The 24225-nt window shown below is 59.9% G+C and carries 26 protein-coding genes; 10 read left to right on the forward strand and 16 right to left on the reverse strand.

The genetic code is table 11. From position 1 onward, the window contains the following. Positions 1-32 precede the first annotated feature (32 nt). The 4 genes from ACZ9BE_RS04585 to ACZ9BE_RS04600 all read right to left on the reverse strand — a co-directional run bounded on the left by ACZ9BE_RS04585 (position 33) and on the right by ACZ9BE_RS04600 (position 4262). Positions 33-1865, reverse strand: a complete 1833-nt coding sequence (locus ACZ9BE_RS04585) for an ABC transporter ATP-binding protein (protein WP_256809402.1) — start codon at positions 1863-1865, stop codon at positions 33-35. Between the two features lie 88 nt (positions 1866-1953). Then, on the reverse strand, positions 1954-2517 hold the full coding sequence (locus ACZ9BE_RS04590; RefSeq protein WP_150742416.1) for a peptidylprolyl isomerase: 564 nt from the start codon (positions 2515-2517) through the stop codon (positions 1954-1956). A gap of 3 nt (positions 2518-2520) precedes the next feature. Beyond that, positions 2521-3324: an alpha/beta fold hydrolase gene (locus ACZ9BE_RS04595; protein ID WP_476248956.1), complete on the reverse strand. Its 804-nt coding sequence runs from the start codon at positions 3322-3324 to the stop codon at positions 2521-2523. A gap of 14 nt (positions 3325-3338) precedes the next feature. Next, on the reverse strand, positions 3339-4262 hold the full coding sequence (locus ACZ9BE_RS04600; RefSeq protein ID WP_016771199.1) for a PA3225 family LysR-type transcriptional regulator: 924 nt from the start codon (positions 4260-4262) through the stop codon (positions 3339-3341). A 49-nt stretch (positions 4263-4311) separates the two neighbouring features. On the opposite strand from ACZ9BE_RS04600, the gene ACZ9BE_RS04605 reads away from it, so the two are divergent. The 3 genes from ACZ9BE_RS04605 (at position 4312) to ACZ9BE_RS04615 (ending at position 6935) form a co-directional block, all read left to right on the forward strand. Further along, positions 4312-4626: a hypothetical protein gene (locus tag ACZ9BE_RS04605; protein WP_016771198.1), complete on the forward strand. Its 315-nt coding sequence runs from the start codon at positions 4312-4314 to the stop codon at positions 4624-4626. 232 nt (positions 4627-4858) lie between these two features. After that, positions 4859-5458, forward strand: coding sequence for an FMN-dependent NADH-azoreductase (locus ACZ9BE_RS04610; protein WP_476248957.1), 600 nt, complete (start codon positions 4859-4861; stop codon positions 5456-5458). A gap of 619 nt (positions 5459-6077) precedes the next feature. Continuing rightward, positions 6078-6935, forward strand: coding sequence for a carboxylate/amino acid/amine transporter (locus tag ACZ9BE_RS04615; RefSeq protein ID WP_252879611.1), 858 nt, complete (start codon positions 6078-6080; stop codon positions 6933-6935). A 90-nt stretch (positions 6936-7025) separates the two neighbouring features. Here the strand turns inward: ACZ9BE_RS04615 and ACZ9BE_RS04620 are convergent, their stop codons facing one another. Continuing rightward, the gene (locus ACZ9BE_RS04620; RefSeq protein WP_056783642.1) at positions 7026-8324 is read right to left on the reverse strand and encodes a mechanosensitive ion channel family protein; all 1299 of its coding nucleotides are present in this window, start codon (positions 8322-8324) and stop codon (positions 7026-7028) included. A gap of 191 nt (positions 8325-8515) precedes the next feature. Between ACZ9BE_RS04620 and ACZ9BE_RS04625 the strand changes: the two genes are divergently transcribed. After that, the gene (locus tag ACZ9BE_RS04625) at positions 8516-9856 is read left to right on the forward strand and encodes a DEAD/DEAH box helicase (protein WP_024012040.1); all 1341 of its coding nucleotides are present in this window, start codon (positions 8516-8518) and stop codon (positions 9854-9856) included. 52 nt (positions 9857-9908) lie between these two features. Here ACZ9BE_RS04625 and ACZ9BE_RS04630 read toward each other — a convergent pair whose 3' ends face one another. The 3 genes from ACZ9BE_RS04630 to ACZ9BE_RS04640 all read right to left on the reverse strand — a co-directional run bounded on the left by ACZ9BE_RS04630 (position 9909) and on the right by ACZ9BE_RS04640 (position 11461). Then, a complete protein-coding gene (locus ACZ9BE_RS04630) occupies positions 9909-10184 on the reverse strand; it encodes a hypothetical protein (RefSeq protein ID WP_041478956.1) in 276 nt (91 codons plus the stop codon). Positions 10185-10287: 103 nt separating this feature from the next. After that, on the reverse strand, positions 10288-10461 hold the full coding sequence (locus tag ACZ9BE_RS04635) for a YhfG family protein (protein WP_110645024.1): 174 nt from the start codon (positions 10459-10461) through the stop codon (positions 10288-10290). 256 nt (positions 10462-10717) lie between these two features. Next, positions 10718-11461: a DUF899 domain-containing protein gene (locus ACZ9BE_RS04640; protein ID WP_476248958.1), complete on the reverse strand. Its 744-nt coding sequence runs from the start codon at positions 11459-11461 to the stop codon at positions 10718-10720. A 174-nt stretch (positions 11462-11635) separates the two neighbouring features. Here ACZ9BE_RS04640 and ACZ9BE_RS04645 point away from each other — a divergent pair, with 174 nt between their 5' ends. Next, entirely contained in the window at positions 11636-12028 is a 393-nt protein-coding gene (locus tag ACZ9BE_RS04645; RefSeq protein WP_095180673.1) for a transcriptional regulator, read from the forward strand. 120 nt (positions 12029-12148) lie between these two features. Here the strand turns inward: ACZ9BE_RS04645 and ACZ9BE_RS04650 are convergent, their stop codons facing one another. The 3 genes from ACZ9BE_RS04650 to ACZ9BE_RS04660 all read right to left on the reverse strand — a co-directional run bounded on the left by ACZ9BE_RS04650 (position 12149) and on the right by ACZ9BE_RS04660 (position 14204). Then, on the reverse strand, positions 12149-13018 hold the full coding sequence (locus tag ACZ9BE_RS04650; RefSeq protein WP_476248959.1) for a DUF6279 family lipoprotein: 870 nt from the start codon (positions 13016-13018) through the stop codon (positions 12149-12151). 77 nt (positions 13019-13095) lie between these two features. Continuing rightward, positions 13096-13812 (reverse strand): TorF family putative porin, encoded by a 717-nt coding sequence (locus tag ACZ9BE_RS04655; protein WP_252877671.1) that lies wholly within the window; start codon positions 13810-13812, stop codon positions 13096-13098. 203 nt (positions 13813-14015) lie between these two features. Beyond that, entirely contained in the window at positions 14016-14204 is a 189-nt protein-coding gene (locus ACZ9BE_RS04660; protein ID WP_016985943.1) for a hypothetical protein, read from the reverse strand. Between the two features lie 339 nt (positions 14205-14543). Between ACZ9BE_RS04660 and ACZ9BE_RS04665 the strand changes: the two genes are divergently transcribed. The 3 genes from ACZ9BE_RS04665 (at position 14544) to ACZ9BE_RS04675 (ending at position 17049) form a co-directional block, all read left to right on the forward strand. Continuing rightward, a complete protein-coding gene (locus ACZ9BE_RS04665; RefSeq protein WP_016771157.1) occupies positions 14544-15380 on the forward strand; it encodes a CvfB family protein in 837 nt (278 codons plus the stop codon). Positions 15381-15474: 94 nt separating this feature from the next. After that, positions 15475-15867 (forward strand): DUF2177 family protein, encoded by a 393-nt coding sequence (locus ACZ9BE_RS04670; protein WP_150636587.1) that lies wholly within the window; start codon positions 15475-15477, stop codon positions 15865-15867. 252 nt (positions 15868-16119) lie between these two features. After that, a complete protein-coding gene (locus ACZ9BE_RS04675) occupies positions 16120-17049 on the forward strand; it encodes a DMT family transporter (RefSeq protein ID WP_041478962.1) in 930 nt (309 codons plus the stop codon). Here the strand turns inward: ACZ9BE_RS04675 and ACZ9BE_RS04680 are convergent. Further along, positions 16997-18178 (reverse strand): MFS transporter, encoded by a 1182-nt coding sequence (locus tag ACZ9BE_RS04680; RefSeq protein WP_375123263.1) that lies wholly within the window; start codon positions 18176-18178, stop codon positions 16997-16999. The genes ACZ9BE_RS04675 and ACZ9BE_RS04680 overlap by 53 nt on opposite strands. Positions 18179-18281: 103 nt before the next feature. Here ACZ9BE_RS04680 and ptrR point away from each other — a divergent pair, with 103 nt between their 5' ends. After that, complete coding sequence (gene ptrR, locus ACZ9BE_RS04685; RefSeq protein ID WP_476248960.1) at positions 18282-19175, forward strand: putrescine utilization regulator PtrR; 894 nt, start codon at positions 18282-18284, stop codon at positions 19173-19175. Between the two features lie 142 nt (positions 19176-19317). Next, a complete protein-coding gene (locus ACZ9BE_RS04690) occupies positions 19318-19446 on the forward strand; it encodes a PA1414 family protein (protein ID WP_003184145.1) in 129 nt (42 codons plus the stop codon). A 161-nt stretch (positions 19447-19607) separates the two neighbouring features. On the opposite strand, the gene ACZ9BE_RS04695 is transcribed toward ACZ9BE_RS04690, so the two are convergent. The 4 genes from ACZ9BE_RS04695 to speB form a co-directional block, all read right to left on the reverse strand. Beyond that, a complete protein-coding gene (locus tag ACZ9BE_RS04695) occupies positions 19608-20987 on the reverse strand; it encodes a sodium:solute symporter family protein (protein WP_150636591.1) in 1380 nt (459 codons plus the stop codon). Positions 20988-21150: 163 nt separating this feature from the next. After that, the gene (locus ACZ9BE_RS04700) at positions 21151-22653 is read right to left on the reverse strand and encodes a purine-cytosine permease family protein (RefSeq protein ID WP_476248961.1); all 1503 of its coding nucleotides are present in this window, start codon (positions 22651-22653) and stop codon (positions 21151-21153) included. A 51-nt stretch (positions 22654-22704) separates the two neighbouring features. Further along, positions 22705-23127, reverse strand: a complete 423-nt coding sequence (locus tag ACZ9BE_RS04705; protein WP_150636595.1) for a YybH family protein — start codon at positions 23125-23127, stop codon at positions 22705-22707. Between the two features lie 9 nt (positions 23128-23136). Beyond that, positions 23137-24087, reverse strand: a complete 951-nt coding sequence (gene speB / locus ACZ9BE_RS04710; RefSeq protein ID WP_003222717.1) for an agmatinase — start codon at positions 24085-24087, stop codon at positions 23137-23139. Between the last annotated feature and the right edge of the window lie 138 nt (positions 24088-24225).

A 24225-nucleotide genomic window follows, 5' to 3' on the forward strand; every position in this document is an offset into this window, starting at 1 on the left:
ACGCGGAGCGTGGGAACGATCATATCGCGCGATCAATCGATGCCGACAAAGCCTCCGGTCTGGTGCGCCCACAAGCGCGCATACAAGCCGCGATGGGCGAGCAGTTCGGCGTGGGTGCCGCTCTCGGCGATCTTGCCGTTTTCCAGCACCACGAGGCGATCCATGCGCGCGATGGTTGAGAGACGGTGGGCGATGGCGATCACGGTTTTGCCCTGCATCAAGGTCTCGAGGCTTTCCTGAATCGCTGCTTCGACTTCCGAATCCAGTGCTGAGGTGGCTTCGTCCATGATCAGGATCGGCGCGTCCTTGAGCAGTACCCGCGCAATCGCGATGCGCTGGCGCTGACCGCCCGAGAGTTTCACCCCGCGCTCGCCGACATGCGCGTCGAAACCGGTGCGGCCTTCAGCGTCGGACAGCAGTGGAATGAACTCATCGGCGCGAGCCTTGTGCACCGCCTCCCACAGTTCAGCGTCGGTGGCGTCGGGTTTGCCGTAAAGCAAGTTGTCGCGGATCGAGCGGTGCAACAGCGAGGTGTCCTGAGTGATCATGCCGATCCGCGCACGCAGGCTTTCCTGGCCGACTTCGGCAATGTTCTGCCCATCGATCAGGATGCGCCCGCCCTCGACGTCGTACAGGCGCAGCAACAGGTTGACCAAGGTTGATTTGCCGGCGCCGGACGGGCCGATCAAGCCGATTTTCTCCCCCGGTTTTATCGTCAGATTGAGGTCGCCGATGATGCCTTTCTTCTTGCCGTAGTGAAAATCCACGTGCTCGAAACGCACTTCGCCCGAGGCCACGGCCAGCGGTTTGGCCTGCTCGCGGTCGGTGACGCTGACCGGTTGCGAAATGGTGCGCAGACCGTCCTGGACCATGCCGATGTTTTCGAAAATGCCGGTGACCACCCACATGATCCAGCCGGACATGTTGACGATGCGAATCACCAGGCCGGTGGCCAGGGCAATCGCGCCGACGGTGATCAGCGACTGCGTCCACAGCCACAATGCCAGCGCCGTGGTGCCGACGATCAGCAGGCCGTTCATCGCGGTGATCGCCACGTCCATGCTGGTCACCACGCGACCGGCCATCTGCGCTTTGACGGTCTGTTCCTCGATCGCTTCCTTGGCGTAGTGCTGTTCGAAGTTGGTGTGGGCGAACAGTTTCAGCGTGGCGATGTTGGTGTAGCCGTCGACGATACGGCCCATCAATTTCGAGCGCGCGTCAGAGGCTTCCACCGAACGCTCTTTCACGCGCGGCACGAAGTAATACAGCGCGCCGATGTAGGCGACGATCCAGGTCAGCAACGGGATCATCAGGCGCCAGTCGGCCTCGGCGAACAGCACCAGCGAGCTGATCGCATAGATCACCACGTGCCACAGCGCGTCCACCGCTTGCACGGCGGAATCGCGCAGCGAGTTGCCGGTCTGCATGATGCGCTGGGCTATGCGCCCGGCGAAGTCGTTCTGGAAGAAATTCAGGCTCTGCTTGAGCACGTAACTGTGGTTCTGCCAGCGGATCATGCTGGTCATGCCGGGGCTAAGGGTCTGATGCACCAGCAGGTCGTGCAGAGCAAAGAAGATCGGTCGCAGCACCAGAGCGACCACCAGCATCCAGGTCAATTCGAGGGCGTGGTCGCTGAAGAAATTCGGGTTGGGCGTGCCTTGCGCCAGATCGATGATGCGGCTCAGGTAACTGAACAGCGCAACCTCAATCAATGAGGCAAACAGGCCGATGACGAGCAGGGCGGCGAAACTCGGCCAGACCTGCTTCAGGTAGTAGATATAGAAGGGCCAGACACGGTCCGGCGGGGACGCCGTCGGGGCGTCGCGGAAGATATCGATCAGTTGTTCGAAACGGCGATAGAGCATCAGATAACCGCCCGGAATCCGGGCTCTCCTTTTATCAGTGCGAGCGGCGCAGGCTCAGCCCGGCGCCGCTCGATATGCCCGGCGAAACTCAGTCGATGCGCTTGGCCGACTTTATGATCACAGGGTCGACAGGCACGTTTTGCATGCCTTGTTTGGTGGTGGTCTGCGAGTTGACGATGACGTCTACGACGTCCATGCCCTTGACCACTTTGGCGAACACCGCGTAACCGGCGTCACGGCCCGGATCGAGGAATGCGTTGTCGGCAACGTTGATGAAGAACTGGCTGGTCGCCGAATCAGGGTTGGAAGTACGCGCCATCGACAGGGTGCCGCGAACGTTGTGCAGGCCATTGCTGGCTTCGTTCTTGATCGGCGCCTTGGTGTCTTTCTGTTGCATCTGCTGGGTGAAGCCGCCGCCCTGAGCCATGAAGCCCGGGATCACGCGGTGGAAAATGGTGTTGTTGTAGAAACCGCTGTCGACGTATTCAAGGAAGTTCTTCGTGCTGATCGGTGCCTTGACCGGGTCCAGTTCGATTTCGATCTGGCCGTTGGTGGTGTCCAGCAGCACGTGGGGCGCCTTGGCCGGGGTAGCAGCCATCAGGTTGGCGGCAAACAGTACGGAGCCGGCGGCGAGGGCGAGTTTTTTCAGCATGGGTCAGTGATCCTGAGAGTGAAGGTCGGCTGTGGCGAGAAAATCCAGCAGCGTGTGATTGAAGCGTTCGGGTTGATCGAGCGGGGTGGCATGGCGCGAGTCGTCAATGACCACCAGCCGCGCATCCGGCAGCAGTTTTACATAGGTTTCTTTTAACGCCACCGGTGTGTAATCAAGGTCGGCGCTGATGACGAGCGTTGGACAGGACACCCGGGAAAGTCGTTCCTGAACGCCCCAGCCCACGATCGCATCGAAGCTGGCGAGATAAGCACGTTTGTCGTTTTTTGCCCAGCGTTCGGCCATTTTCCGTCGCAGATCGGCCTGTTCCGGCTTGGGGAAAAGTTTGCTGCCGAGGGCTTTGCCGATGGTTTCCAGGCTGAGCAGGCGCATCAGGCTCCAGCGTTTGAACCACTGCCAGTAGTCGTCGCGGGTGCGCAATTTGACTTGTGGCGCGCTGTTGACGATGGTCAGGCTCTTGAGCACCTGCGGCTGATCGACGGCCAGCTGAAAACCGATCATCCCGCCCATCGACAGCCCGACGTAGTGCACCGGGCCGAGGCGCAGGTGCTCGATCAAGGCCAGCAGGTCGGCGCTGAACCCGGCAATGCTGTAGCGCTCGCGGGGTTTGTCCGAGCGCCCGTGGCCGCGAATGTCCGGGACGATCACCCGGTAGTGCGCGGCCAGCGCCGGGATCTGCATTTCCCAGTCCAGGGTGCTCGAGCCGAGCCCGTGAACCAGCAGCAACGGCGCACCGTGGCCATATTCCTCGTAGTGCAGGTTGCAACCTTCGTGCTCGAAATACGCCATCGGTGAACTCCGTGTCAGGCTTGTTCAGGTGCGGCAAACGGTGCGTCCAGCGGCAAGGTGTCGAAGGTGCGCAGCAGTTCGATGAGGATCTGCGTGGCCGGGCCCAGGGGTTTGTCCTTGTTCGAATACAGATAAAAGCTCGAATTGCGGCTGCCGCCTCGATCCAACGGTAGCAGCTTGAGCGAACCATCCTTCAATTCGCGGTCGATCATGTGTCGCGGTAGCCAGGCAAAACCCAGGCCGCTGCTGACAAAGGTCGCGGCGGTGGCAAGGCTGCCGACGGTCCAGCGCTGCTCGGCGCCGAGCCAGCCGACATCGCGCGGCTGCTGGCGGCCGGAGTCGCGGATCACCACTTGCATCTGGGTTTCCAGATCCTGAAAGCTCAGCTCGCGATTGAGCCGATGCAGCGGATGATCAGGGTGGGCGACGGCGACGAACTCGACATCGCTCAACTCCGCACCCAGGTAGCCCGGAATGCTCAGGCCGGTGATCGCCAGGTCCGCCACGCCTTCGAGCAGCACTTCCTCGACCCCCGACAACACTTCCTCGCGCAAACGCACGCGGCAGCCGCGACTCTGCGGCATGAACGCGGTCAGCGCGCGGACGATCCGCGCGCTCGGGTAGGCCGCATCCACCACCAGCCGCACTTCCGCTTCCCAGCCTTGCTCCATGTGATGGGCGAGGTCTTCGAGTTGGCTGGCCTGTTTGACCAATTGCCGCGAACGGCGCAACAACACGCCGCCGGCCTCGGTGAGCACGGCTTTGCGCCCGTCGATGCGCAGCAACGGCACGCCGAGCTGATCCTGCATGCGGGCGACGGTGTAGCTGACCGACGATTGCGAACGGTGCAGGGCCTCGGCGGCCTGGGCGAATCCGCCGTGGTCGACCACGGCCTGCAACGTTCGCCATTGATCAAGGGTCACGCGGGGCGCTTTCATCAATAGCTCCTCTTGTCCTAAGCTGGCCGTCCCTCATGGAGACTGCCGAATGAAAAAATTCTGTTGTGTGGTGCTGGCGCTGCTGCCGTTGACCGCGTTTGCCTATCCGATCGATGTGCAAAAGGATCTCAACGGCATGAAGATCGACTACGAGACTTACGACACGGACAACGACATCGGCTCGATCCGCGTGGCCAACTACGGTGATGTCGACGCGACCTGCCGTGCGGTGTTCAGCAACGGCCCGGAAGCACCGCGCACGCGCAGCATCGATGTCCCGGCCGGCAAGCATAAAAACGCCACGGCCAAGTTCACCCGCGAGATCATCAAGCTGCGCATCAAACTGACCTGCACCCCGAAATAACGCTATTACCCTGTGGGAGCGAGCCTGCTGGCGAAGACGGAGTGTCATCCAGAGATGATGTGACTGACATTCCGCTTTCGCGAGCAGGCTCGCTCCCACAGGGGATATGGCTTTAGCTTATAAACGAATTTATCGATGGATTACAGCGGATATTTGCGCTTTTTCATCGATTCGACTCTGTTTAACCTTCACTCCATCGACTTACAACATTCTCGGATGGAGGCTACACACCATGTCCCGCGTTCTGATCATCGAAAGCAGTGCCCGCCAGCAAGATTCGGTTTCCCGTCAACTGACCCAGACCTTCATCGCTCAGTGGAAAGCCGCGCACCCTGCCGATCAGATCACCGTGCGTGACCTCGCCGCGAACCCGGTGCCGCACCTGGACGCCAACTTGCTGGGCGGCTGGATGAAGCCCACCGAGCAGCGCAACGACAGCGAACAGGCGTCGCTGGACCGCTCCAACCAATTGACTGATGAGCTGCTCGCCGCCGACGTGCTGGTGATGGCTGCACCGATGTACAACTTTGCGATCCCGAGCACGCTCAAGGCCTGGCTTGACCATGTGCTGCGTGCGGGGGTGACCTTCAAGTACACCGAAACCGGCCCGCAAGGTCTGCTCAGCGGCAAGCGCGCCTTTGTCCTGACCGCTCGCGGTGGCGTGTATGCCGGTGGCCCGGCGGATCATCAGGAACCGTACTTGCGGCAGGTGATGGGTTTCATCGGGATCAACGACGTGACCTTTATCCATGCTGAGGGCATGAACCTGGGCGGTGACTTCCAGGAGAAGGGCCTGAATCAGGCCAACGCCAAATTGTCTCAGGTCGCTTGATCGGTTAATCGCCAGATAATCGCCGATTGTTTAAGTGACCTGGCGCAACCCCTTCAAGGTTCCACGCGCATCGAACCTCCCTTTGCACTTTTGCTCCTGAGTGTTGTAGCCCGATTGAACGCTTTAGCGAGATCGGGCTTTTTTTTGTCTGGGTTTTCTTGGCGGCCTTTGGGCCGACCAGGCTCTTGGGGTTTTGGGTGAATATCCGTTACTGCGGTGTTGCGGCTGGCGGTTCCGCTCTTACAGCGGGTCACTTTGGCAAACGCTCCAAAGTAACCAAAGGTCTGTGCCCCAACGTTCGGCCCGCTCGATGGGGCTCGGGGTTCCTTCGCTGCGGGATCGATCCCTCCGCTCAGCCTGCCGACGGGGCGGGTGGATCAAGATCAAGAGCGGTACTCGAGCTTGCGCTCATTGTGTTGAGCGGTGGAGGGCCGGTTTTTGGCTTCTTTGGATTCGATGCGGTATTTCATGTCGGCGTAGCTTGCCCAACCACCTCGGTCAGTCCCCTCTCCCTCCGGGAGAGGGCCAGGGTGAGGGGCTTTTGATTCCGGCGCCGTTTGCTGTTGGAGCCCATCCGAAAAACCGCTATCGTCGCCGCCATTCGATTTTCGAGGCGAGCATGGGCTATCTACTTTTTGTCACGCTGATCCAGGCGTTTTCCTTCAGTCTGATCGGCGAATACCTGGCTGGGCATGTCGACAGTTACTTTGCGGTGCTGGTGCGTGTGTTGCTGGCCGGGCTGGTGTTTATTCCGTTGACGCGCTGGCGTTCGGTGGAGCCGGCGTTCATGCGTGGCATGTTGCTGATCGGCGCGTTGCAGTTCGGGGTGACTTACGTCTGCCTGTACCTGAGCTTCCGTGTGCTGACGGTGCCGGAGGTGTTGCTGTTCACGATTCTCACGCCGCTGCACGTGACGTTGATCGAAGACGCGCTGAACCGTCGCTTCAACCCGTGGGCGTTGATTGCTGCGCTGGTAGCAGTCGGGGGTGCGGCGGTGATTCGCTTCGACAGCATCAGTCCCGACTTCTTCATGGGCTTCCTGCTGCTGCAACTGGCCAACTTCACTTATGCCGCCGGGCAGGTCCTGTACAAGCATCTGGTGGCGAAGCATCCGAGTGACCTGCCGCATTACCGCCGTTTCGGTTATTTCTACCTCGGTGCATTGGCGGTTGTGCTGCCAGCGTTCCTGTTGTTCGGCAAGTCGAACTTTCTGCCGGAAGCGCCGTTGCAATGGGGCGTGTTGCTGTTTCTCGGTCTGGTCTCGACTGCATTGGGTCTGTACTGGTGGAACAAGGGCGCGTGCATGGTCAACGGCGGTACCCTGGCGGTGATGAACAACCTGCATGTGCCGGTGGGATTGTTGTTGAATCTGCTGATCTGGAATCAGCATGAGGAACTGGGGCGGTTGTTCCTTGGCGGGGGTGTGATTCTGGCAGCGGTGTGGATCAGTCGGTTGGGCATTAAACGCACTGCGTAACCCGTGTAGGAGCTGCCGAAGGCTGCGATCTTTTGATCTTGAACATCAGAAGATCGCAGCCTTCGGCAGCTCCTACATGTGATTAGTAAGTTACATCAGGTGTTTTTCCGGCTCGGGAATACTCGCCGAGCCCAACACCGCTGGCAGCAAGCCTGCGCGCAAATCCCCTCCACTCGGCTGTTGATACAGGCTCAACCCGAACTCCGGCAGCACCGCCAGCAGGTAATCGAAAATATCCCCCTGAATCCGCTCGTAATCGGCCCACACCGTGGTGCGGGTGAAGCAGTAGATTTCCAGCGGAATGCCCTGCGCGGTGGTTTGCATCTGCCGGACCATGCAGGTCATGTTCGGCTGAATCTCCGGGTGACTCTTCAGATACGCCAGCGCATAGGCGCGGAAGGTGCCGATATTGGTCATGCGGCGGCGGTTGGCCGACATCGCCGCGACATTGCCCTGCGCTTCGTTCCAGGCCTTGAGCTCGGCTTTCTTGCGGCCCATGTAGTCGGTCAGCAGGTGCACCTGCGAAAGCTTTTCTTCCTCGTCGTCGCGGATGAAGCGCACGCCGCTGGCATCGATGAACAGGCTGCGCTTGATCCGCCGACCGCCGGACTGCTGCATGCCGCGCCAGTTCTTGAATGACTCGGACATCAGGCGCCAGGTTGGGATCGAGACGATCGTCTTGTCGAAGTTCTGCACTTTGACCGTGTGCAACGTGATGTCGACCACGTCGCCATCGGCGCCGACTTGCGGCATCTCGATCCAGTCGCCGACCCGCAGCATGTCGTTGCTGGTCAGTTGCACGCTGGCAACGAACGACAGCAGCGTGTCCTTGTAGACCAACAGAATCACCGCCGACATCGCACCCAGACCCGACAGCAGCAACAGCGGTGAACGGTCGATCAATGTAGCGACGATGATGATCGCGCCGAACACGTACAAAACCATTTTCGCCAGTTGCACGTAGCCTTTGATCGAGCGTGTACGCGCATGCTCGGTGCGCGCGTAGATGTCGAGCAGGGCGTTGAGCAGGGCGCTGACCGCCAGCAGCAGGAACAGAATGGTGAAGGCCAGCGCGACGTTGCCGAGGAAATTCATCGCGGTTTTGCTCAGCTCCGGCACCAGATGCAGGCCGAACTGGATCACCAGCGACGGCGTCATCTGCGCCAGTCGTTGAAACACCTTGTTGTGGCGAAAGTCGTTGATCCAGTGCAGCGCCGGTTGGCGGCCGAGCATGCGGCTGGCGTGCAGGATCAGGTAACGCGCCACTCGCCCGAGCACCAGCGCGATGACCAGCAGCACCAGCAGCGCCAGTCCCGATTGCAGAAGTGGGTGCTCTTCGAGCGTGCCCCAGAGGCCTTGGGCTTTGAGCCAGAGCTGTTTGATATCCATGAGCGAAACGTTTCTTCTGTAAGACGCGAGGGCCGATTAGAGCATTTAAGACGCTGTGTATTGCAGCGAGTGACAAATCGGGCAACAAAAAAATCACTGATTGTCGCCGTTTGCACAAAGAAACTCGGCCTGAGCGCTCGAAACCGGTAACCTATGCAGCTGTTTTTTTGCATATCTTCGAGGTAGCACCCGTGTTTTCCCAATTCGCCCTGCACGAACGCCTGCTCAAAGCCGTGGCCGAGCTGAAATTTGTCGAGCCAACGCCAGTGCAAGCCGCGGCCATCCCGCTGGCGCTCCAGGGGCGTGATCTGCGGGTGACGGCGCAAACCGGTAGCGGCAAAACCGCCGCTTTCGTCCTGCCGATCCTCAATCGCCTGATCGGCCCGGCGAAGATCCGCGTCAGCATCAAGACGCTGATCCTGCTGCCAACCCGTGAGCTGGCCCAGCAGACTTTGAAGGAAGTCGAACGCTTCTCGCAGTTCACCTTCATCAAGTCCGGCCTGATCACTGGCGGCGAAGACTTCAAGGTGCAGGCCGCCATGCTGCGCAAAGTGCCGGACATCCTCATCGGCACCCCGGGGCGGATGATCGAGCAGCTCAACGCCGGCAACCTCGACCTGAAAGAAGTCGAAGTGCTGGTGCTCGACGAAGCCGACCGCATGCTCGACATGGGTTTCGCCGAAGACGTGCAGCGTCTGGTCGATGAGTGCCCGAACCGTCAGCAGACCATGCTGTTCTCCGCCACCACCGGCGGTTCCGGCCTGCGCGAAATGATCGCCAAGGTCCTGAACAACCCTGAGCACCTGCAGCTCAACGCCGTCAGCCAGCTCAACTCGACGACTCGTCAGCAAATCATCACCGCCGACCACAATCAGCACAAAGAGCAGATTGTGAACTGGCTGCTGGCCAACGAGACCTACCAGAAGGCCATCGTCTTCACCAACACTCGCGCCATGGCCGACCGCATCTACGGCCGCCTCGTGGCCCAGGAATACAAGGCGTTCGTGCTGCACGGCGAGAAAGACCAGAAGGATCGCAAACTGGCGATCGATCGACTGAAACAGGGCGGCGTAAAGATCCTCGTCGCGACTGACGTTGCGGCCCGTGGTCTGGACGTCGACGGTCTGGATCTGGTGATCAACTTCGACATGCCACGCAGCGGCGACGAGTACGTGCACCGCATCGGTCGTACCGGCCGCGCCGGCAACGATGGCCTGGCGATCTCGCTGATCTGCCACGGCGACTGGAACCTGATGTCGAGCATCGAGCGCTACCTGAAGCAAAGCTTCGAGCGCCGCACCATCAAGGAAGTCAAAGGCACCTACGGCGGGCCGAAAAAGGTCAAGGCCTCGGGCAAAGCCGTCGGCGTGAAGAAGAAAAAGACCGACGCCAAGGGCGACAAGAAGAAAACCGCCGCCAAGACGCCGACCAAGCGCAAGAGCGTCAACCGTCCAAAGCCGGATTCTCTGGTGAGCAGCGACGGCATGGCCCCGCTCAAGCGTCGCAAGCCAGCAGAACCTGCGGCTGAGTAAGCTTTAGAACGCGCATAAAAAAACCGGACAATGTCCGGTTTTTTTTTCGTCCTCAACTGTCGGCTTTTTTCTCCGCCGATCCCAGTTCCTTCAAACGCTGATCGATCAACTGGCACTTGTCCGGCAGATCGGCGCTGGCCGTGCCCAGATCCATTTTCTGCAACTCGGCGTTAATCTCCTTGGCTTTTTCCGGATTCTGCTCGGTGAGCTTTGAGACTTCCTTGGCCAGTTGTTCGCGTTTGATCGTCGCCTCTTCCGGCGTGCAAGCCCAGACGGGCAGGGCGCAGGCGAGAGTGGCGGCGAGGGAGAGCTTGATCAGGATTTTCATGGGCAGGCCTCAGTTCCGGTTAAGGCGGGTTAACCGGTTGAGGGCTGAAGCGTGGCAAAAGTTCAGTAAGCTTCGCAGGAGGAATGCGGATCAAAGTCCACAGCTACGTTTCAGCTAATTGCAAGATAGCTTTCAACGCGGCCTCTCGCGTCGGCAGCTTGATCTCGCCTTCACAAGCAGACGGAACGAAACCTTCAAGACGCAAACTCGCTGCGAAGTTGGCTTTGCGATGCTTGGCAAACCAGATTTTTTTGGTTTCTAAACTGAGCTTTTGCATTGGCGCCTGTCCATGTCAGAACCTCGTATTATAGCGGACGCACATCCGCAGAGCCCTGTCGGCTTAATACGGCACAAACGATACAGCGTTGAACAACATTTCGACGTGCGTGCCAAATTCCCAACCAGACATTGTTCTCCTTGGGAGCGAGCCTGCTCGCGAAACAGGCGACACGTTAGCACCGCCTTGTCGTGTAATCGTTTTTCGCGAGCAGGCTCGCTCCCACAGGTCCTCGTGTGTTTTCTCCACAGTGAACTCAAGATCGCTGCTCACCATGACAGCAACCCGACTTCGGCACACCGTCATACCGATCATGATGTCGCACCCATTCCATGATCTCGTCTTCATTCCTGCCCTTGGGCGTCAGATCAAGGTAGTGGTAAGCGCCGACCAGCATGTCCAGACCGCGTGCGTACGTTGAATAGGTGTGAAAAATCTCGCCTTCGTCATTGCGATAAAACACGCTCAGCCCCGGCATTTCTTCCTCGGCGCTGTCGGTTTTTTCGTAATTGTAGGTAGCCTTGCCCTCGGCGACATCTTCAGCCCGGGCGCAGACGCCGAAGTCGTAATTGAAATCGCAACCTTCTGACGAGACCCAGTCGAATTTCCAGCCCATGCGTTGTTTGAACGCCTGAAACTCGCGCAACGGCGCGTGGGAAACGGCGACAACTGCGACGTCGTGATGGGCCAGGTGCTGGTTGGCGCCATCAATGTGGTCACTGAGGAACGAGCAGCCCTGGCAGCCCTGCTCCCAGCCTTTGGCAAACATGAAGTGATAGATGACCAACTGGCTGTTGTTGCCAAACAGGTCGTTGAGCTTGAGCTCGCCGTTCGGCCCTTGAAAATGATAGTCCTTGTCGACTTTCACCCACGGCATGGCGCGGCGCTCGGCGCTGAGGCGATCGCGGTCTCGGGTGAAGGCTTTTTCGCGGGCCAGATGCTGCTGACGGGCGGCGAGCCATTCTTCGCGTGATACCACCGGATGGTTTGCAACGTTCATGACCATGTCTCCTGCGTGTTGAACCGGCTGTTTCAGACTAGTCGTTTAACCAGCGAGAGAATCGACAGACCGCCGGTCGGTCGCCGCGAAGATATGCGGCTGAACGGCTGCGCAGCGCTTGGGTCACAACCTTTGAAAGCGGCACAAATCACCCGCACCGGAGGTTGAACCAGGATGACAACTTATAACTGGGATTTGATTGAACGTTTGCTGCATGAAGTGCAGAACAGCGCTGGACAGAGCTTCGCTCCCCGCGCTTATGCCGAAGCCTACGCGGCCGAGAAAGCCAGCGCTGGCGAGCCGATCGAGAATCTCGACCATTTGAAAACGTTGGCCTGTGAGTATGAAAGTCTGCTGCTTGACCGTGGTTATATCGAGCCGCGTCCGGATCATGAAGGCAGTACCGGCAACAATTTCATTCTGACGCAGCGCGGTTCCAGCCTGCTGAGCCTGATCGACAGCAGCATCCCCGGCAACGACCACCCGCGTCAGGTGCTGGATGAGCAGGAGGATGCGCTGGATGAGGTGACATTTGATGAAGTCGCTTCAAAGGCTCAAATCGCCTGAGCCAGCGAAATCCCCCTGTGGGAGCGAGCCTGCTCGCGAATACGGTTTGTCAGTGACATTGAACTGTCTGATACACCGCTTTCGCGAGCAGGCTCGCTCCCACATTGGATTCCAGTAATCTCAAGGTTTCTGAGCGGCCTTCAGACATTTCAGGTCATTGAAGTCCTTACGCACTCTCTCGATTTTCTTCAACAACCGCTCACGCTGTTGCGGCGTGCTCTGCGCCATCAGATCGACAAACAGCGAGCGTGCCTGGGCTTCAGTGTTGGCGTAGGCCTCGCGGTAGTCCGCTGTCCACAACCGCTCGCGGTTGACTAGAAGTGTCTCGATGCGTTGTGGGAATTCCGGGCTTTGGCGTTGCGCAACGGCGGCACTGAACTGTTGCTGCCAGTGCGCGCGGTTGGCGATCCATTGAGTGTTCTGGTCGCCCAAGGCGTTGGTCCAGGCCGCGACGCGTTGTTTCTGTGTGTCGCTGAGCGGACCCAGCCAGTCGTTCAGGCGTTTTTCCATGCGCTCGCCGCGTTCCTTGATCTGTTGGGCCAACGGCGGTTTCACGTATTCCTGCTGACGTTTGCGCAAATCCTTGGCAAACGCGTCGTTCATTTCTGCGACCTGTTTATCGTCCAGGCCCTGCAGCAACTCAATGGCCGAAGGGGTGATTTCCCGGGCGGTTTCGGCAATGGCCTGCTTGGCTTCGGCGGTGCGCTCCTGCAGGGCGACGTCGGTGACCTGATTGCTTTCAACCATGGCCTGCAAACGGTCCAGCCAGTCGAGGTAATCGGGTAACTGCGTGGTGCAATGCCAGCTCAGGTGTTCTTTGAGCCGGTCGTTGAACCAGTCTTTCTGCTCGCCGTTCATGTCCACGTAGTCACTTAGCGACCATGGAATAATCACGTCGAGGTTGCGGTAGGCAAGGCCCACGCGGCTGCAAGCGCCGAGGGCGAGAGTGAAGATGAGCAGGGCGGCAATCTGTTTGAACCAGCGAGACATGGGCAAATCCTTGCGAGAGCCTGGCGTCGGAAATCTGATTCTTATGTGATGCAGGATGCGCGCGGCAGTTCAGCCGATCAATAGAACGTGCGTACAGCCTTGAGGGTGACGAGGCCGTCGCACTCGCTGTTGTGCCCGGAATAGGCCGAGCAATCGCTGCCGCTGAGGCTGGAATTGCTGTAGATCAGATCGAGATCGACACCCATGAATGGTCGCGACAGCTTCACCGACCAATCGGTGAAACTGCTGATGTAACCGCCGTCCACCGCCACCGGTGTGTTCAATTGGTGCGTGGTGTATTTCATGCTCACGCCGATGCCGAACGGCTGATTGCCAGTGAGGTCGGCAAACAAGGTGTTGTTCTGTTTATCCGGGTCGTTGCTCAGGGCAATGCCGAAGCGACTGCCGAGCAGAGTCAGGCCACCAAACAGCTCCTGGCTGTCGAGGGTGTCCACGCGGGGATAGCTGTAATGGATCATCCCGACTTCATAGCCGAGCACCTGATCGAACGGCTGCTTGAAGCCGACGTAGGAATCGATCTCGAGGTTCTTGCCCGGGCTGATGCCCATGCTCGGCGCGTACTGACCGAAATACACGCCGCTGTCGTGGCTCAGATCAAGGCCACCGTGGAACGAGCCGACCGCCGCCGGCTTGACCAGGCCCTGGGCCATGCTGCGGCTGGGCGTGGTGCCGAGCTTGAGATCGAAGTCACCCAGTTCGCCCTGAAAAACCTGCGCGTGCGCGGTCGCGCCTGACAGCAGGCTGACGAACAATAAACAGGGAAATGGGCGCATGCGTCACTCCATGAACCGCGAGCGCAGGGCGAAGGCCTGCTGAAACGCTTGATCTAGACGCGTGCAAGGATACCGGCGAATGCCCGGCATTGATGGCCGTTCGTCGATTTTCGGAGATTTTTGTTTAAAGCGAAGGGGTATTGCGCGGTGCCAGTCCAGGCGCTTCGAAGCTCAAAGCGCCTCTGGACGGGGTAAAACCGGTGTTACTTCTTGCCCAGGCTGATCTGCTTGGACGGGCCGAATGTCTGGCCACTGACGCCTTTGGCAATTTGCTGGATCTCGCCGCCGGACTTGAGGAATGCTGCGATCTGATCGTTGATCGATTCGCTGGTTTCAACGGCTGGAGCTGGCTTTGCTTTGCTGGTGGATGCTTTTACACGCATGGCGGCCATTAACCTTTAGAAAAGTAACTCGGCCAGGCATCGTACAGGAATAACTTGACAATAGCTTGGTAAATATCCCCCGGAATAACCACCCGCAGCGCTGCATTATTGCCGGTTCGACACTATTAATGTTTCGCTAACTCCCTGTTTTAAATAAGAACATCGCGCGAGTGTGAGGCGATTGCGCACAGCCGCAAGCCGCCCGACCGGACTGACGAGCGGCACCTCACCGGGCAGTGATCAAGCAAAATCAACAGGTTGACGCAGATTTTCCGCTGCGAGGATCTGTCGCCCGACGTCTGCGGCAAAAACGGGTAGAATGCCGCCCACGTATTGAGGGTTTCGGAAATGGCTTTAGTCGGGCGTTACAACAGTTTGCAAGTGGTTAAACACACTAACTTCGGTTTATATCTGGACGGCGGTGCCGATGGCGAAATTCTTTTGCCCAACCGTTATATCCCCAAAGATATTCCCAGCGAAGATGAAGACTGGCTCAACGTATTCATTTATCTGGACAGCGAAGACAAACTTCTCGCCACCACGGAAAAACCCAAAGTTCAGGTCGGCGAGTTTGCCAGCCTGAAAGTGGTTGAAGTCAACAGCATCGGCGTGTTCCTCGACTGGGGCTTGCCGAAGGATCTGTTGCTGCCGTACTCGGAAGAAAAGCGCCAGATGACCGCTGGCGAATACTGCGTGGTGCACGTTTACCTCGACAAACACACGCGCCGCATCACCGCCACCGCGCGTCTTGATCGTTACCTCGACAAAACCCCGGCCACCTACAGCCCGGGCCAGGAAGTTGATCTGCTGGTGGCCGAAGCCACCGACATGGGCTTCAAGGCGATCATCAACAACAAGCACTGGGGCCTGATCCACAAGAACGAGATCTTCAAGTTCATGCGTTCAGGCATGCGCGAGAAAGGCTTCATCAAGGAAGTGCGCGCCGACGGCAAGATCAGCCTGAGCCTGCAACCGGTTGGCCAGGAAGCGGCGAGCAGCCTGAGTTCGAAGATCCTCGGCAAGTTGCGCGAAAACGACGGCACCCTGGCGGTCAGCGACAAGAGTGATCCGGCGTTGATCAGCAGCCTGTTCGGCGTCAGCAAGGGCAACTTCAAGAAAGCCATCGGCTCGCTGTACAAGGAAGGCAAGATCGTCATTCACGCCGATCGCATTGAACTAACCTGACTCACCGCAGGCCCATGTAGAAGCTGCCGAAGGCTGCGATCTTTTGATCTTGATCTTGAAAGTCGGCGGCTCCCACATCTAAAGGGGTGAGCCAATGAAAAAGGCGCTGATCGCATACGTCTCGACGCTACTGACGTTTCTGCTGCTCGATGGGATCTGGCTCGGGCTGCTGATGGCGCCGACCTATCGCGAACTGCTCGGTTCGCTGATGCTGGATAAACCGCTGCTGTTGCCCGCAGCGGTTTTTTATTGCCTGTACGTTATTGGCTGCGTGGTATTCGTGGTCTTGCCGGCGCTGAGCTGGCAGCGAGCGGCGAAGCTTGGTGCGCTGTTGGGGCTGGTGGCGTACGGCACTTATGACCTGACCAATTGGGCGACATTGCGCGACTGGTCGGTGCAGGTGAGTTTGATGGATTGGGCGTGGGGGACAGTGGCGACGGCCGTTGCTTGCACGGTGGGTTATTTGGTGGCGAAGCGGTTTGCCTGAGCTGCTCCGGCAGTTGTGTTGGCAATGCTGCCTCTTCGCGAGCAGGCTCGCTCCCACATGTTCACCGAACCCTCTGTGGGAGCGGGCTTGCCCGCGAATGACGGCGCAGCCGTCAACCATTCAGCGCTGACGCCACTGACCAAATAAAGGTCTTTTCCAGACGGCTTTTTCCGCGCATCTGATTGATAATCCCCGACACTGTTTTCTGACCATTGGATGGCCTGCCATGTTGTGTGTGTTCGAGGTGTTGCGGTGAGTGCCGAGCGGCGCAATGCCGACGGTTTTGCCCTGCAAGTGATGATCGGCCTGTGCCTGATCTGGGGTGTGCAGCAAGTCCTGATCAAATGGGCGGCGACTGACATCGCGCCGGTGATGCAAGCGGCGGGGCGCTCGGGAATTTCTGCGTTGCTGGTCGGTTTGCTGATCTGCTGGAAGGGTGGCTGGGATCAGGTCGGCAGCACCTGGCGCGGCGGTTTGCTGGCCGGTGCGCTGTTTGGTCTGGAATTCCTGTTCATCGCCGAAGGCCTGCAACTGACCACCGCCGCGCACATGTCGGTGTTCCTCTACACCGCGCCGATCTTCACCGCACTCGGCGTGCATTTCCTGCTGGCCAGCGAGCGGTTGCGCCCGTTGCAATGGCTGGGGATTCTGCTGGCGTTCATCGGCATCGCGATTGCCTTCGCCGGCGGTGTGTCGTGGGACAACCTTGATCGGCGCATGCTGCTGGGCGATGCCTTCGGCGTATTGGCCGGCGCTTGTTGGGGCGCGACCACCGTGGTGGTGCGGGCCTCGCGACTGTCGGAAGCGCCGGTGACATTGACCCTGTTCTATCAGTTGCTGGTCGGTTTTATCGGTCTGCTGTTGATCGCGTTGTTCAGCGGCCAGATCACCCACGTCAGCCTGACCACCGTGGCGGTGGCCAGTGTGCTGTTCCAGGGCCTGGTGGTGTCGTTCTTCAGTTACCTGGTGTGGTTCTGGCTGCTGCGCCGTTATCTGGCGGCCAACCTTGCGGTGTTTTCGTTCATGACGCCGTTGTTCGGCGTAACCTTCGGCGTGCTGCTGCTCGGCGAACAGTTGAGCCTGAACTTCGTCATCGGCGCCGTGCTGGTGCTGCTCGGCATCACTTTCGTCAGCGCCGAGCAGTGGCTGCGTCGGCGTTTGCGCAAGGCGCTGGGCCAGTAGCCTTGGCCTGCATCGCCAGCGCGCCGGCCAGCAACAGGCCGGCACCGGCGATCAGCAGCGCCGGCTGCAAACCGCCGCTGAAATGGCTGCTCAGCGCCGCCAGCAGCGGGCCGCTCAGTTGGCCGACAGCGAAGCACGCCGTGAGCATCCCGGCGTTGCGCTGAGTGGCGTGGGGCGCCAGCTCTCGCGAACGCTGCATGACCAGTTGCATGCACGCCAGAAACGGCGTGCCGCAGAGGATCACCCCCAACGCCAGGCCGACGCCGCTGCCCAGCAGACAGGCGAACACTCCGGCCGCTTGCAGCCACAGCGTCGCCATCAGCCAGTGCCGCGTGGTCTCGGGATCATGTCGACGCAAGCTCACCAGCCACACACCGATCGCCGCGCCGAGGCCAAAACACGGCCAGAACAGATCTGCCTGCCACTGGCCATGAAACTGCGCGTTGGCCATTTGCGCCAGAAACGTCGCCGGAATGATGTAGCCGATGCCGTACAGCGCATACACCAGCGCCAGTCGGCCAATGCCTCGATTCGCTGTTTTCACATGCATTGTCGCTGGCCTCGCTGCCGCCGTGGGCTGCGGCAATAATCGCCAGACGCCGAGCATCATCAGCAGCGCAGCCGCCGCGTAAATCAGCCACAGGGTTGCCGATGTCTGCTGCAATCGATGTGAGACCAGCGCCAGCAAGCCTGTGAGAAAAATCCCCAGACCCGGCCCGGCAAAAACCAGAGCACCCCAGCGCGGGCGACCCGCTGCCGCCGCCAGCGGCTGGCTGAGCGAAGTAATCATCACCAGCACCCAGGCACTCGCCACCCCGGTGCCAAAGCGCAACAGCAGGTGCGACCAGAAACCGCTGGCCCAGAACGACGCCAGTGTCAGCAGCACGCACAGCCACAGCCCGCCATGCAGCCGTCGCTGCACCTGCTGCGGCCGCTGCGCGAACATGGCATCCACAGCACCAAGCAGATAGCCGAGGTAGTTGGCCGCCGCGATCAGCCCGGCGGCGGTGAGGTCGATCTGCCCTTCGCTGAGCAGGTGCGGCATCTGTGGCGTCAGGGCGAAACGGCCAATGCCCATGGCCATCATCAGGGCAACGAAACAGGCGGATAAACGTATCAGCGGCGACATGGTCGGGCTTCCTTCAAGGCAGCAATGACCGTCAGGCTAGGATCGATTGACTTTCTTTAAAATTGAATAATAGTGAGTAACTTGTTCTGTTCAGGAGAAAGCAGTGGAATTCAGCCAACTGCGGATATTCCAGGCGGTCGCCGAGGAAGGCTCGATCACCCGCGCCGCCGAGCGCCTGCATCGTGTGCCGTCGAATCTGTCGACGCGCCTGAAACAGCTCGAGGAGCAACTGGGTGTCGAATTGTTCGTGCGCGAACGGCAGCGTTTGCAGTTGTCGCCGGCGGGCAAGGTGCTGCTCGACTACACCGGCAAACTCTTCGCTCTGCGCGATCAGGCCAGTGCGGCGGTGATGGGCGGGCAACCGGCCGGGGATTTCGTGCTGGGCACCATGTACAGCACGGCGGCGATTCATCTGCCGACGTTGCTGGCGCGATATCACAAGCAATACCCGACAGTGAATTTGCAGGTGCAATCGGCGCCGACCGGCGAACTGCTTGAAGGGTTGCTCACCGGCCGCCTCGACGCGGCATTGGTCGACGGACCGCTGCAACTGGCCGGGCTCGATGGCGTGCCGCTGTGCGAGGAGCGGCTGGTGCTGATCACTGAAATCGACCATCCACCGGTGCACAGCGCGCGCGACGTGGAAGGGCGTTCGGTATTCACCTTCCGTCAGGGCTGTTCCTATCGCATGCGCCTGGAGGCATGGTTCTCTCACTACCATGCGGCGATGGGCCGGCCGATGGAGATCGAGTCGTATCAGGGCATGCTCGCCTGTGTGATTGCCGGCAGTGGTGTGGCGTTGATGGCCGAGTCGATGCTCGCCAGCCTGCCGGGTCGCGAAAGCGTCGCGGTGCATCCGTTGGCCGAGCCGTTCGCGGGTGCGACAACATGGCTCATGTGGCGCAAGGGTATGGCCGGGGCCAACCTGAATGCCTGGATCGACGTGCAGCAAGCGGTCTATCCCGTGGCTTTGCATGAAGTGCGGGAAACCGCGTGAACCAATCGCAACAGATTCTGTTCAATTCAGTAACAGATCATTGCGGATTTGGCCGAGCATTGCGTAGGACTTCGGACTATTATCAGTGCGAAGCGGCCTCAGAATTCCGGCCGCTCAGCACCACCCTGAAGGGGGCATGACGATGAAAGAGAAAATCCAGAACTGGCTGCACGATTTGGGAGTTGCCCTCGGTTTGATCGAACCGCCTCTGCAACCGGTACCGATTCGCACGGACGACGAACAGCGTCGGCGCCAGCCACGTCGCCGTTAATACCTCCGATCAGAGATTTCAGGATCGCAGCCGTCGGCAGTTTCTACAAATGGTAGGAGCTGCCGAAGGCTGCGATCTTTTGCTTTTCGCCAAGCGAAAAAAACGGGTGTGGCTACCGACGCCACACCCGCTGAAGAAAACATCAAGTCGTTACAGCCGATTCATACCGCCGTTGCCACGGTCGCCGGGCGACGGGACAACAGGCTGACCACGACAAAACTCACCAGGCCAACGGCCAGGCTGTAGTAGATCGGCGTGTTGGCATCCAGACCATCCTTGAACATGAACAGCAGAGCTGTGGCGAAGCCCAGGCCCATGCTGGCGATCGCGCCGGCAGTGGTTGCGCGTTTCCAGAAGATCGCTCCGATCAACGGAATCAGCATGCCGCCAACCAACAAGTTGTAGGCGAGGGTGAGGGCGCTGATCACGTCATTCACCACCAGCGCGATACCCAGCACCACGACACCGGTCAGCAGCGTGAACAGGCGGTTCACGCGCAGGCTCGACTGCTTGCCGCCACGCAGCTTCGGCAGCAGGTCTTCGGTCAGCGTGGTGGCAGCGGCGAGCAGGCCGGCGCTGGCGGTGGACATCATCGCTGCCAGTGCAGCCGCGATCACCAGACCACGGATGCCATCGGGCAGCGACAGTTTGACGATGGCCGCGAAGGCATTGTTGACGTTGTCCAGATCCGGAATCAGCACGTGCGCGGCCATGCCGATCAGCGCGCACGCCAGGCCGTAAACGATGCAGTAGATGCCAGCGATGCTGCCGGCGTATTGCGCGACCTTGGCGGTCTTGACGGTGAACACCCGTTGCCAGATGTCCTGGCCGATGAGGATGCCGAAAAAGTAGATCATGAAGTAGGTGATGATCGTGTCCCAGCCGATCGTGGTGAAGTTGAACGCAGTGGCCGGCAGTTTCAGTACCAGCTCATCCCAGCCGCCGACACGGTACAGGCAGATCGGCAAGAGGATGAACATCAGGCCGACGGTCTTGATGATGAACTGGACGATGTCGGTCAGGGTCAGCGACCACATGCCGCCGATCGCCGAATAGATCACCACCACGCCACCGCCGAGCAATACCGAAATCCAGAACGGCAGGCCGAACAGCACTTGCAGCACGGTGCCGATGGCGAGGATCGAGGTCACGCCGATCATCAGCGCATAAGCCAGCATGATTGCCGCGCTCGCCGAGCGGGCCATCGGGTTGTAGCGTTTTTCCAGGACCTGGGTAACGGTGTAGATCTTCAGTTTCAGCAGCGGCTTGGCGAGGAACAGGTTCAGCGCAACGATGCCGCAACCCAGTGCCGCACATAGCCAGAAACCGGAAATGCCATGCACGTAGCCCAGGCGCACGGTGCCGACGGTCGACGCACCGCCAAGCACGGTAGCGGCCATGGTGCCCATGTACAGGCTCGGGCCGAGGTTGCGACCGGCGACGAGAAAGTCCTCGTTGGTCTTGGCCTTGCGCATGCCGAAATAGCCGAGCAAGAGCATGCCGGCGGCGTAGATGAGGACGACGAATAAATCCAAAGCCATGATGGCGTGTCTCCGATTGTCTTTTTTATGGTGAAGCAAATGGGGTCTGCAAGGCTTCCTGTGGGAGCGAGCCTGCTCGCGAAGGCGGTCTGTCAGCCACATCAACGTTGGATGTGCTGAAGTCTTCGCGAGCAGGCTCGCTCCCACAGGGTTTTGCGTTTATTCAGGCGGCGTGACGTAGTTCGGGTTTTATGGCGGCTTCACTGCGCACATCCGTTGGCCCAAACACCTCCCGAGGTTCCGGGAACAGCTTGAGCAGCGTCAGATACACCACCGACGCCAGGCCCAATGTCACCGGCAAACTGATGTCGATGCCGCCGGCCAATTCGCCCAGCGGGCCGACGAACTGCCCCGGCAGGTTGACGAAGCACAGGCCGACCAGTGCGCTGGGGATCCACGCGCCGAGGCCGCGCCAGTTCCAGCCGTGGTTGAACCAGTAGCGTCCGCCCTGTTCACCGCGGGTGAACACTTGCAGGTCATCCGGGCAGTAGAAGCCGCGCCGTACCACCAGGCCGATGATCATGATCACCATCCATGGGGTGGTGCAGGTGATGATCAGCACGGCGAAGGTCGACACGCTCTGCACCAGGTTCGCCGCAAAACGGCCGATGAAGATAAAGGCGATCGACAGCACGCCGATCAGCAAGGTCGCCTTGACCCGGGAGAGCACGCGCGGGAACACGCTGGACATGTCCAGCCCGGTGCCATACAGCGATGTGGTGCCGGTGGACATGCCGCCGATCACCGCAATCAGGCACACCGGCAGGAAGAACCAGCTCGGCGACACGGCCAGCAAGCCGCCGACATAGTTGTTCGCGGCGATGTAGTCCGGCGCCTTGATCGCGACGATGGTGGCGGTGGCAAGGCCGAACAGGAATGGGATCAACGTCGCCAGTTGCGCGGCGATCACCGCCAGCATGATCCGGCCCTTCGGCGTCTCACGCGGGATATAGCGCGACCAGTCGCCGAGGAACGCACCGAAGGAAATCGGGTTGCTCATCGCCACCAGCGCCGCGCCGATGAATGCCGCCCAGAACCCGGCCTGCCCCAGCGCCACGCTGCCGGCGTACTGGCTGTCGAAAGCAGGGGCGAAGGCGAAGATGCCGAGCAGGAACAACAGGCTCGCGGCCCACACGGCGATGCGGTTGACCCACAGCATGATGCGGAAACCGTAGATGCACACGGTCAGCACCAGCAGCGCGAACAGACCGTAGGCCAGGCCCAGGGTCAGGTCGGTTTCCGGCAAATCGACGAGGCGTTTGGCGCCGCCGACCAGCGCATCACCCGAGCTCCACACTGACAGCGAGAAGAACGCGATCGCCGTCAGCAACGACAGGAACGAACCGACAATCCGCCCGTGCACGCCGAAGTGCGCACCGGAAGACACGGCGTTATTGGTACCGTTGAGCGGGCCGAACAGGCCCATCGGCGCGAGGATCAGCGCACCGACCACCACACCCAGGACAATCGCCCAGACACCGGCCTGAAACGACAGGCCGAAGAGCACCGGGAAACTGCCGAGCACAGCGGTGGCAAACGTATTGGCGCCGCCGAAGATCAAGCGAAACAGGTCGCTGGGTCGGGCGTCGCGCTCATGATCCGGGATCTGTTCGACCCCGTTTGTTTCGATGCTGCTAAGGCTTTTTTCGTTGTTGTTGTTATTCATGATCTGCTCCGATCATCAGGCGCGCTCATCGTGCGTGAGCGTCACCATTGGCTAAGGGGGTGGCAGCCCTTCCGGCATTGCGGACAAATGTTCGTGACAGGCCAGCCATAGGCCTTGTTGTTCTAGGCTCGACGCTTGTCTTCTGAAAACAATCGTCTCGCGCTCCTGGCTGAAATGTTGCTCCCCTTGCATGCGCAGCTCGGTGGCCACGTCATGGATGAAAACCGCCACGTCACCCTGCAGGCTGACAAAGGCGTTGCTCGAGGTGCACGACAGCACCTCGAAACCATCCTCGGCACGCCAGCGGTCCCACAACGCCTGATAGGCATCGCGCGACAGCAATGGCTGGTCGAGGGTGTAGAAGACGAAGCTGGCATCGGCGCTGAACGCCCCGAAGTAAGCTTCGCGATCGTTACGCGCAAACGCGGCGACCAACTCGGCGGCCGCGTGCAAAACCTGATCACGTGCGTGCATGACCGACCCTCAGCGATGAACCACGCCAGGCAGTACGCAGAGCATTTCGTACAGCAGGTTGGCGGCCAGCAGCGAGGTGTTGCCGGTGGTGTCGTAAGCGGGCGAGACTTCTACCAGATCGCAGCCGATCAGGTCGAGGCCCTGACAGCCACGGACGATTTCAATCGCTTGAATGGTGGTCAGGCCGCCGATTTCCGGGGTGCCGGTGCCGGGCGCCCAGGCCGGGTCGATGCCGTCGATGTCGAAACTCAGATACACCGGACCGCCACCGACCTTCTCGCGCACTTCGGCCATCAACGGCGCCAGCGACTTGTGCCAGCACTCTTCGGCTTGAACGACGCGGAAGCCCTGATCGCGGCTCCAGTTGAAGTCGTCAGCGGTGTAACCCTGGGCACGCAAACCGATCTGCACCACGCGATCGCAATCGAGCAGACCTTCTTCGACGGCACGACGGAACGTGGTGCCATGGGCGATCTTCTCGCCGAACATGTGATCGTTGACGTCAGCGTGGGCATCGATGTGCACCAGGCCAACCTTGCCGTGCTTCTTATGAATCGCACGCAGGATCGGCAGGGTGATGGTGTGGTCGCCACCCAGGGTCATCGGGATGACGTTGTGCTCGAGGATGTTGTCGTAGGCTTCTTCGATGATGCGCACGGCGTCGAGCAGGTTGAAGGTGTTGATCGCCACGTCACCGATGTCGGCAACCGACAGCGAGTCGAACGGCGCGGCGCCGGTGGCCATGTTGTACGGGCGGATCATCACCGATTCGGTGCGGATGTCGCGCGGCCCGAAGCGGGTGCCGGGGCGCAGCGAAGTGCCGATGTCCAGCGGCACGCCAACGAAGGCAGCGTCGAGGCCGGCAGCGGTCGGTACATGGGGAAGTCGGAGCATGGTGGCGATGCCGCCGAAGCGCGGCATTTCATTGCCGCCCAGTGGTTGGTGAAGAATCTTGTCCACGGGTAGGGCCTCATCGTCTTTGTTTTATTTATGCCGGCGCGCCGTTGAGCACAGGTTCGGACGCCGCTGTGGGGTCGATCATGCGAAATGTAGTGACGGGGAAGAATCGCTACGGGCAAAAACTTAGTTCAGATTTTT

It is taken from the genome of Pseudomonas sp. TE9122 (genome assembly GCF_056278925.1).

Coding starts and splice junctions, on each gene's coding strand:
- ACZ9BE_RS04585 (WP_256809402.1), bottom strand. CDS start 1,865: ATGCTCTATCGCCGTTTCGAACAACTGATCGATATCTTCCGCGACGCC.
- ACZ9BE_RS04590 (WP_150742416.1), bottom strand. CDS start 2,517: ATGCTGAAAAAACTCGCCCTCGCCGCCGGCTCCGTACTGTTTGCCGCC.
- ACZ9BE_RS04595 (WP_476248956.1), bottom strand. CDS start 3,324: ATGGCGTATTTCGAGCACGAAGGTTGCAACCTGCACTACGAGGAATAT.
- ACZ9BE_RS04600 (WP_016771199.1), bottom strand. CDS start 4,262: ATGAAAGCGCCCCGCGTGACCCTTGATCAATGGCGAACGTTGCAGGCC.
- ACZ9BE_RS04605 (WP_016771198.1), top strand. CDS start 4,312: ATGAAAAAATTCTGTTGTGTGGTGCTGGCGCTGCTGCCGTTGACCGCG.
- ACZ9BE_RS04610 (WP_476248957.1), top strand. CDS start 4,859: ATGTCCCGCGTTCTGATCATCGAAAGCAGTGCCCGCCAGCAAGATTCG.
- ACZ9BE_RS04615 (WP_252879611.1), top strand. CDS start 6,078: ATGGGCTATCTACTTTTTGTCACGCTGATCCAGGCGTTTTCCTTCAGT.
- ACZ9BE_RS04620 (WP_056783642.1), bottom strand. CDS start 8,324: ATGGATATCAAACAGCTCTGGCTCAAAGCCCAAGGCCTCTGGGGCACG.
- ACZ9BE_RS04630 (WP_041478956.1), bottom strand. CDS start 10,184: ATGAAAATCCTGATCAAGCTCTCCCTCGCCGCCACTCTCGCCTGCGCC.
- ACZ9BE_RS04635 (WP_110645024.1), bottom strand. CDS start 10,461: ATGCAAAAGCTCAGTTTAGAAACCAAAAAAATCTGGTTTGCCAAGCAT.
- ACZ9BE_RS04640 (WP_476248958.1), bottom strand. CDS start 11,461: ATGAACGTTGCAAACCATCCGGTGGTATCACGCGAAGAATGGCTCGCC.
- ACZ9BE_RS04645 (WP_095180673.1), top strand. CDS start 11,636: ATGACAACTTATAACTGGGATTTGATTGAACGTTTGCTGCATGAAGTG.
- ACZ9BE_RS04650 (WP_476248959.1), bottom strand. CDS start 13,018: ATGTCTCGCTGGTTCAAACAGATTGCCGCCCTGCTCATCTTCACTCTC.
- ACZ9BE_RS04655 (WP_252877671.1), bottom strand. CDS start 13,812: ATGCGCCCATTTCCCTGTTTATTGTTCGTCAGCCTGCTGTCAGGCGCG.
- ACZ9BE_RS04660 (WP_016985943.1), bottom strand. CDS start 14,204: ATGGCCGCCATGCGTGTAAAAGCATCCACCAGCAAAGCAAAGCCAGCT.
- ACZ9BE_RS04665 (WP_016771157.1), top strand. CDS start 14,544: ATGGCTTTAGTCGGGCGTTACAACAGTTTGCAAGTGGTTAAACACACT.
- ACZ9BE_RS04670 (WP_150636587.1), top strand. CDS start 15,475: ATGAAAAAGGCGCTGATCGCATACGTCTCGACGCTACTGACGTTTCTG.
- ACZ9BE_RS04680 (WP_375123263.1), bottom strand. CDS start 18,178: ATGTCGCCGCTGATACGTTTATCCGCCTGTTTCGTTGCCCTGATGATG.
- ACZ9BE_RS04690 (WP_003184145.1), top strand. CDS start 19,318: ATGAAAGAGAAAATCCAGAACTGGCTGCACGATTTGGGAGTTGCCCTC.
- ACZ9BE_RS04695 (WP_150636591.1), bottom strand. CDS start 20,987: ATGGCTTTGGATTTATTCGTCGTCCTCATCTACGCCGCCGGCATGCTC.
- ACZ9BE_RS04700 (WP_476248961.1), bottom strand. CDS start 22,653: ATGAATAACAACAACAACGAAAAAAGCCTTAGCAGCATCGAAACAAAC.
- ACZ9BE_RS04705 (WP_150636595.1), bottom strand. CDS start 23,127: ATGCACGCACGTGATCAGGTTTTGCACGCGGCCGCCGAGTTGGTCGCC.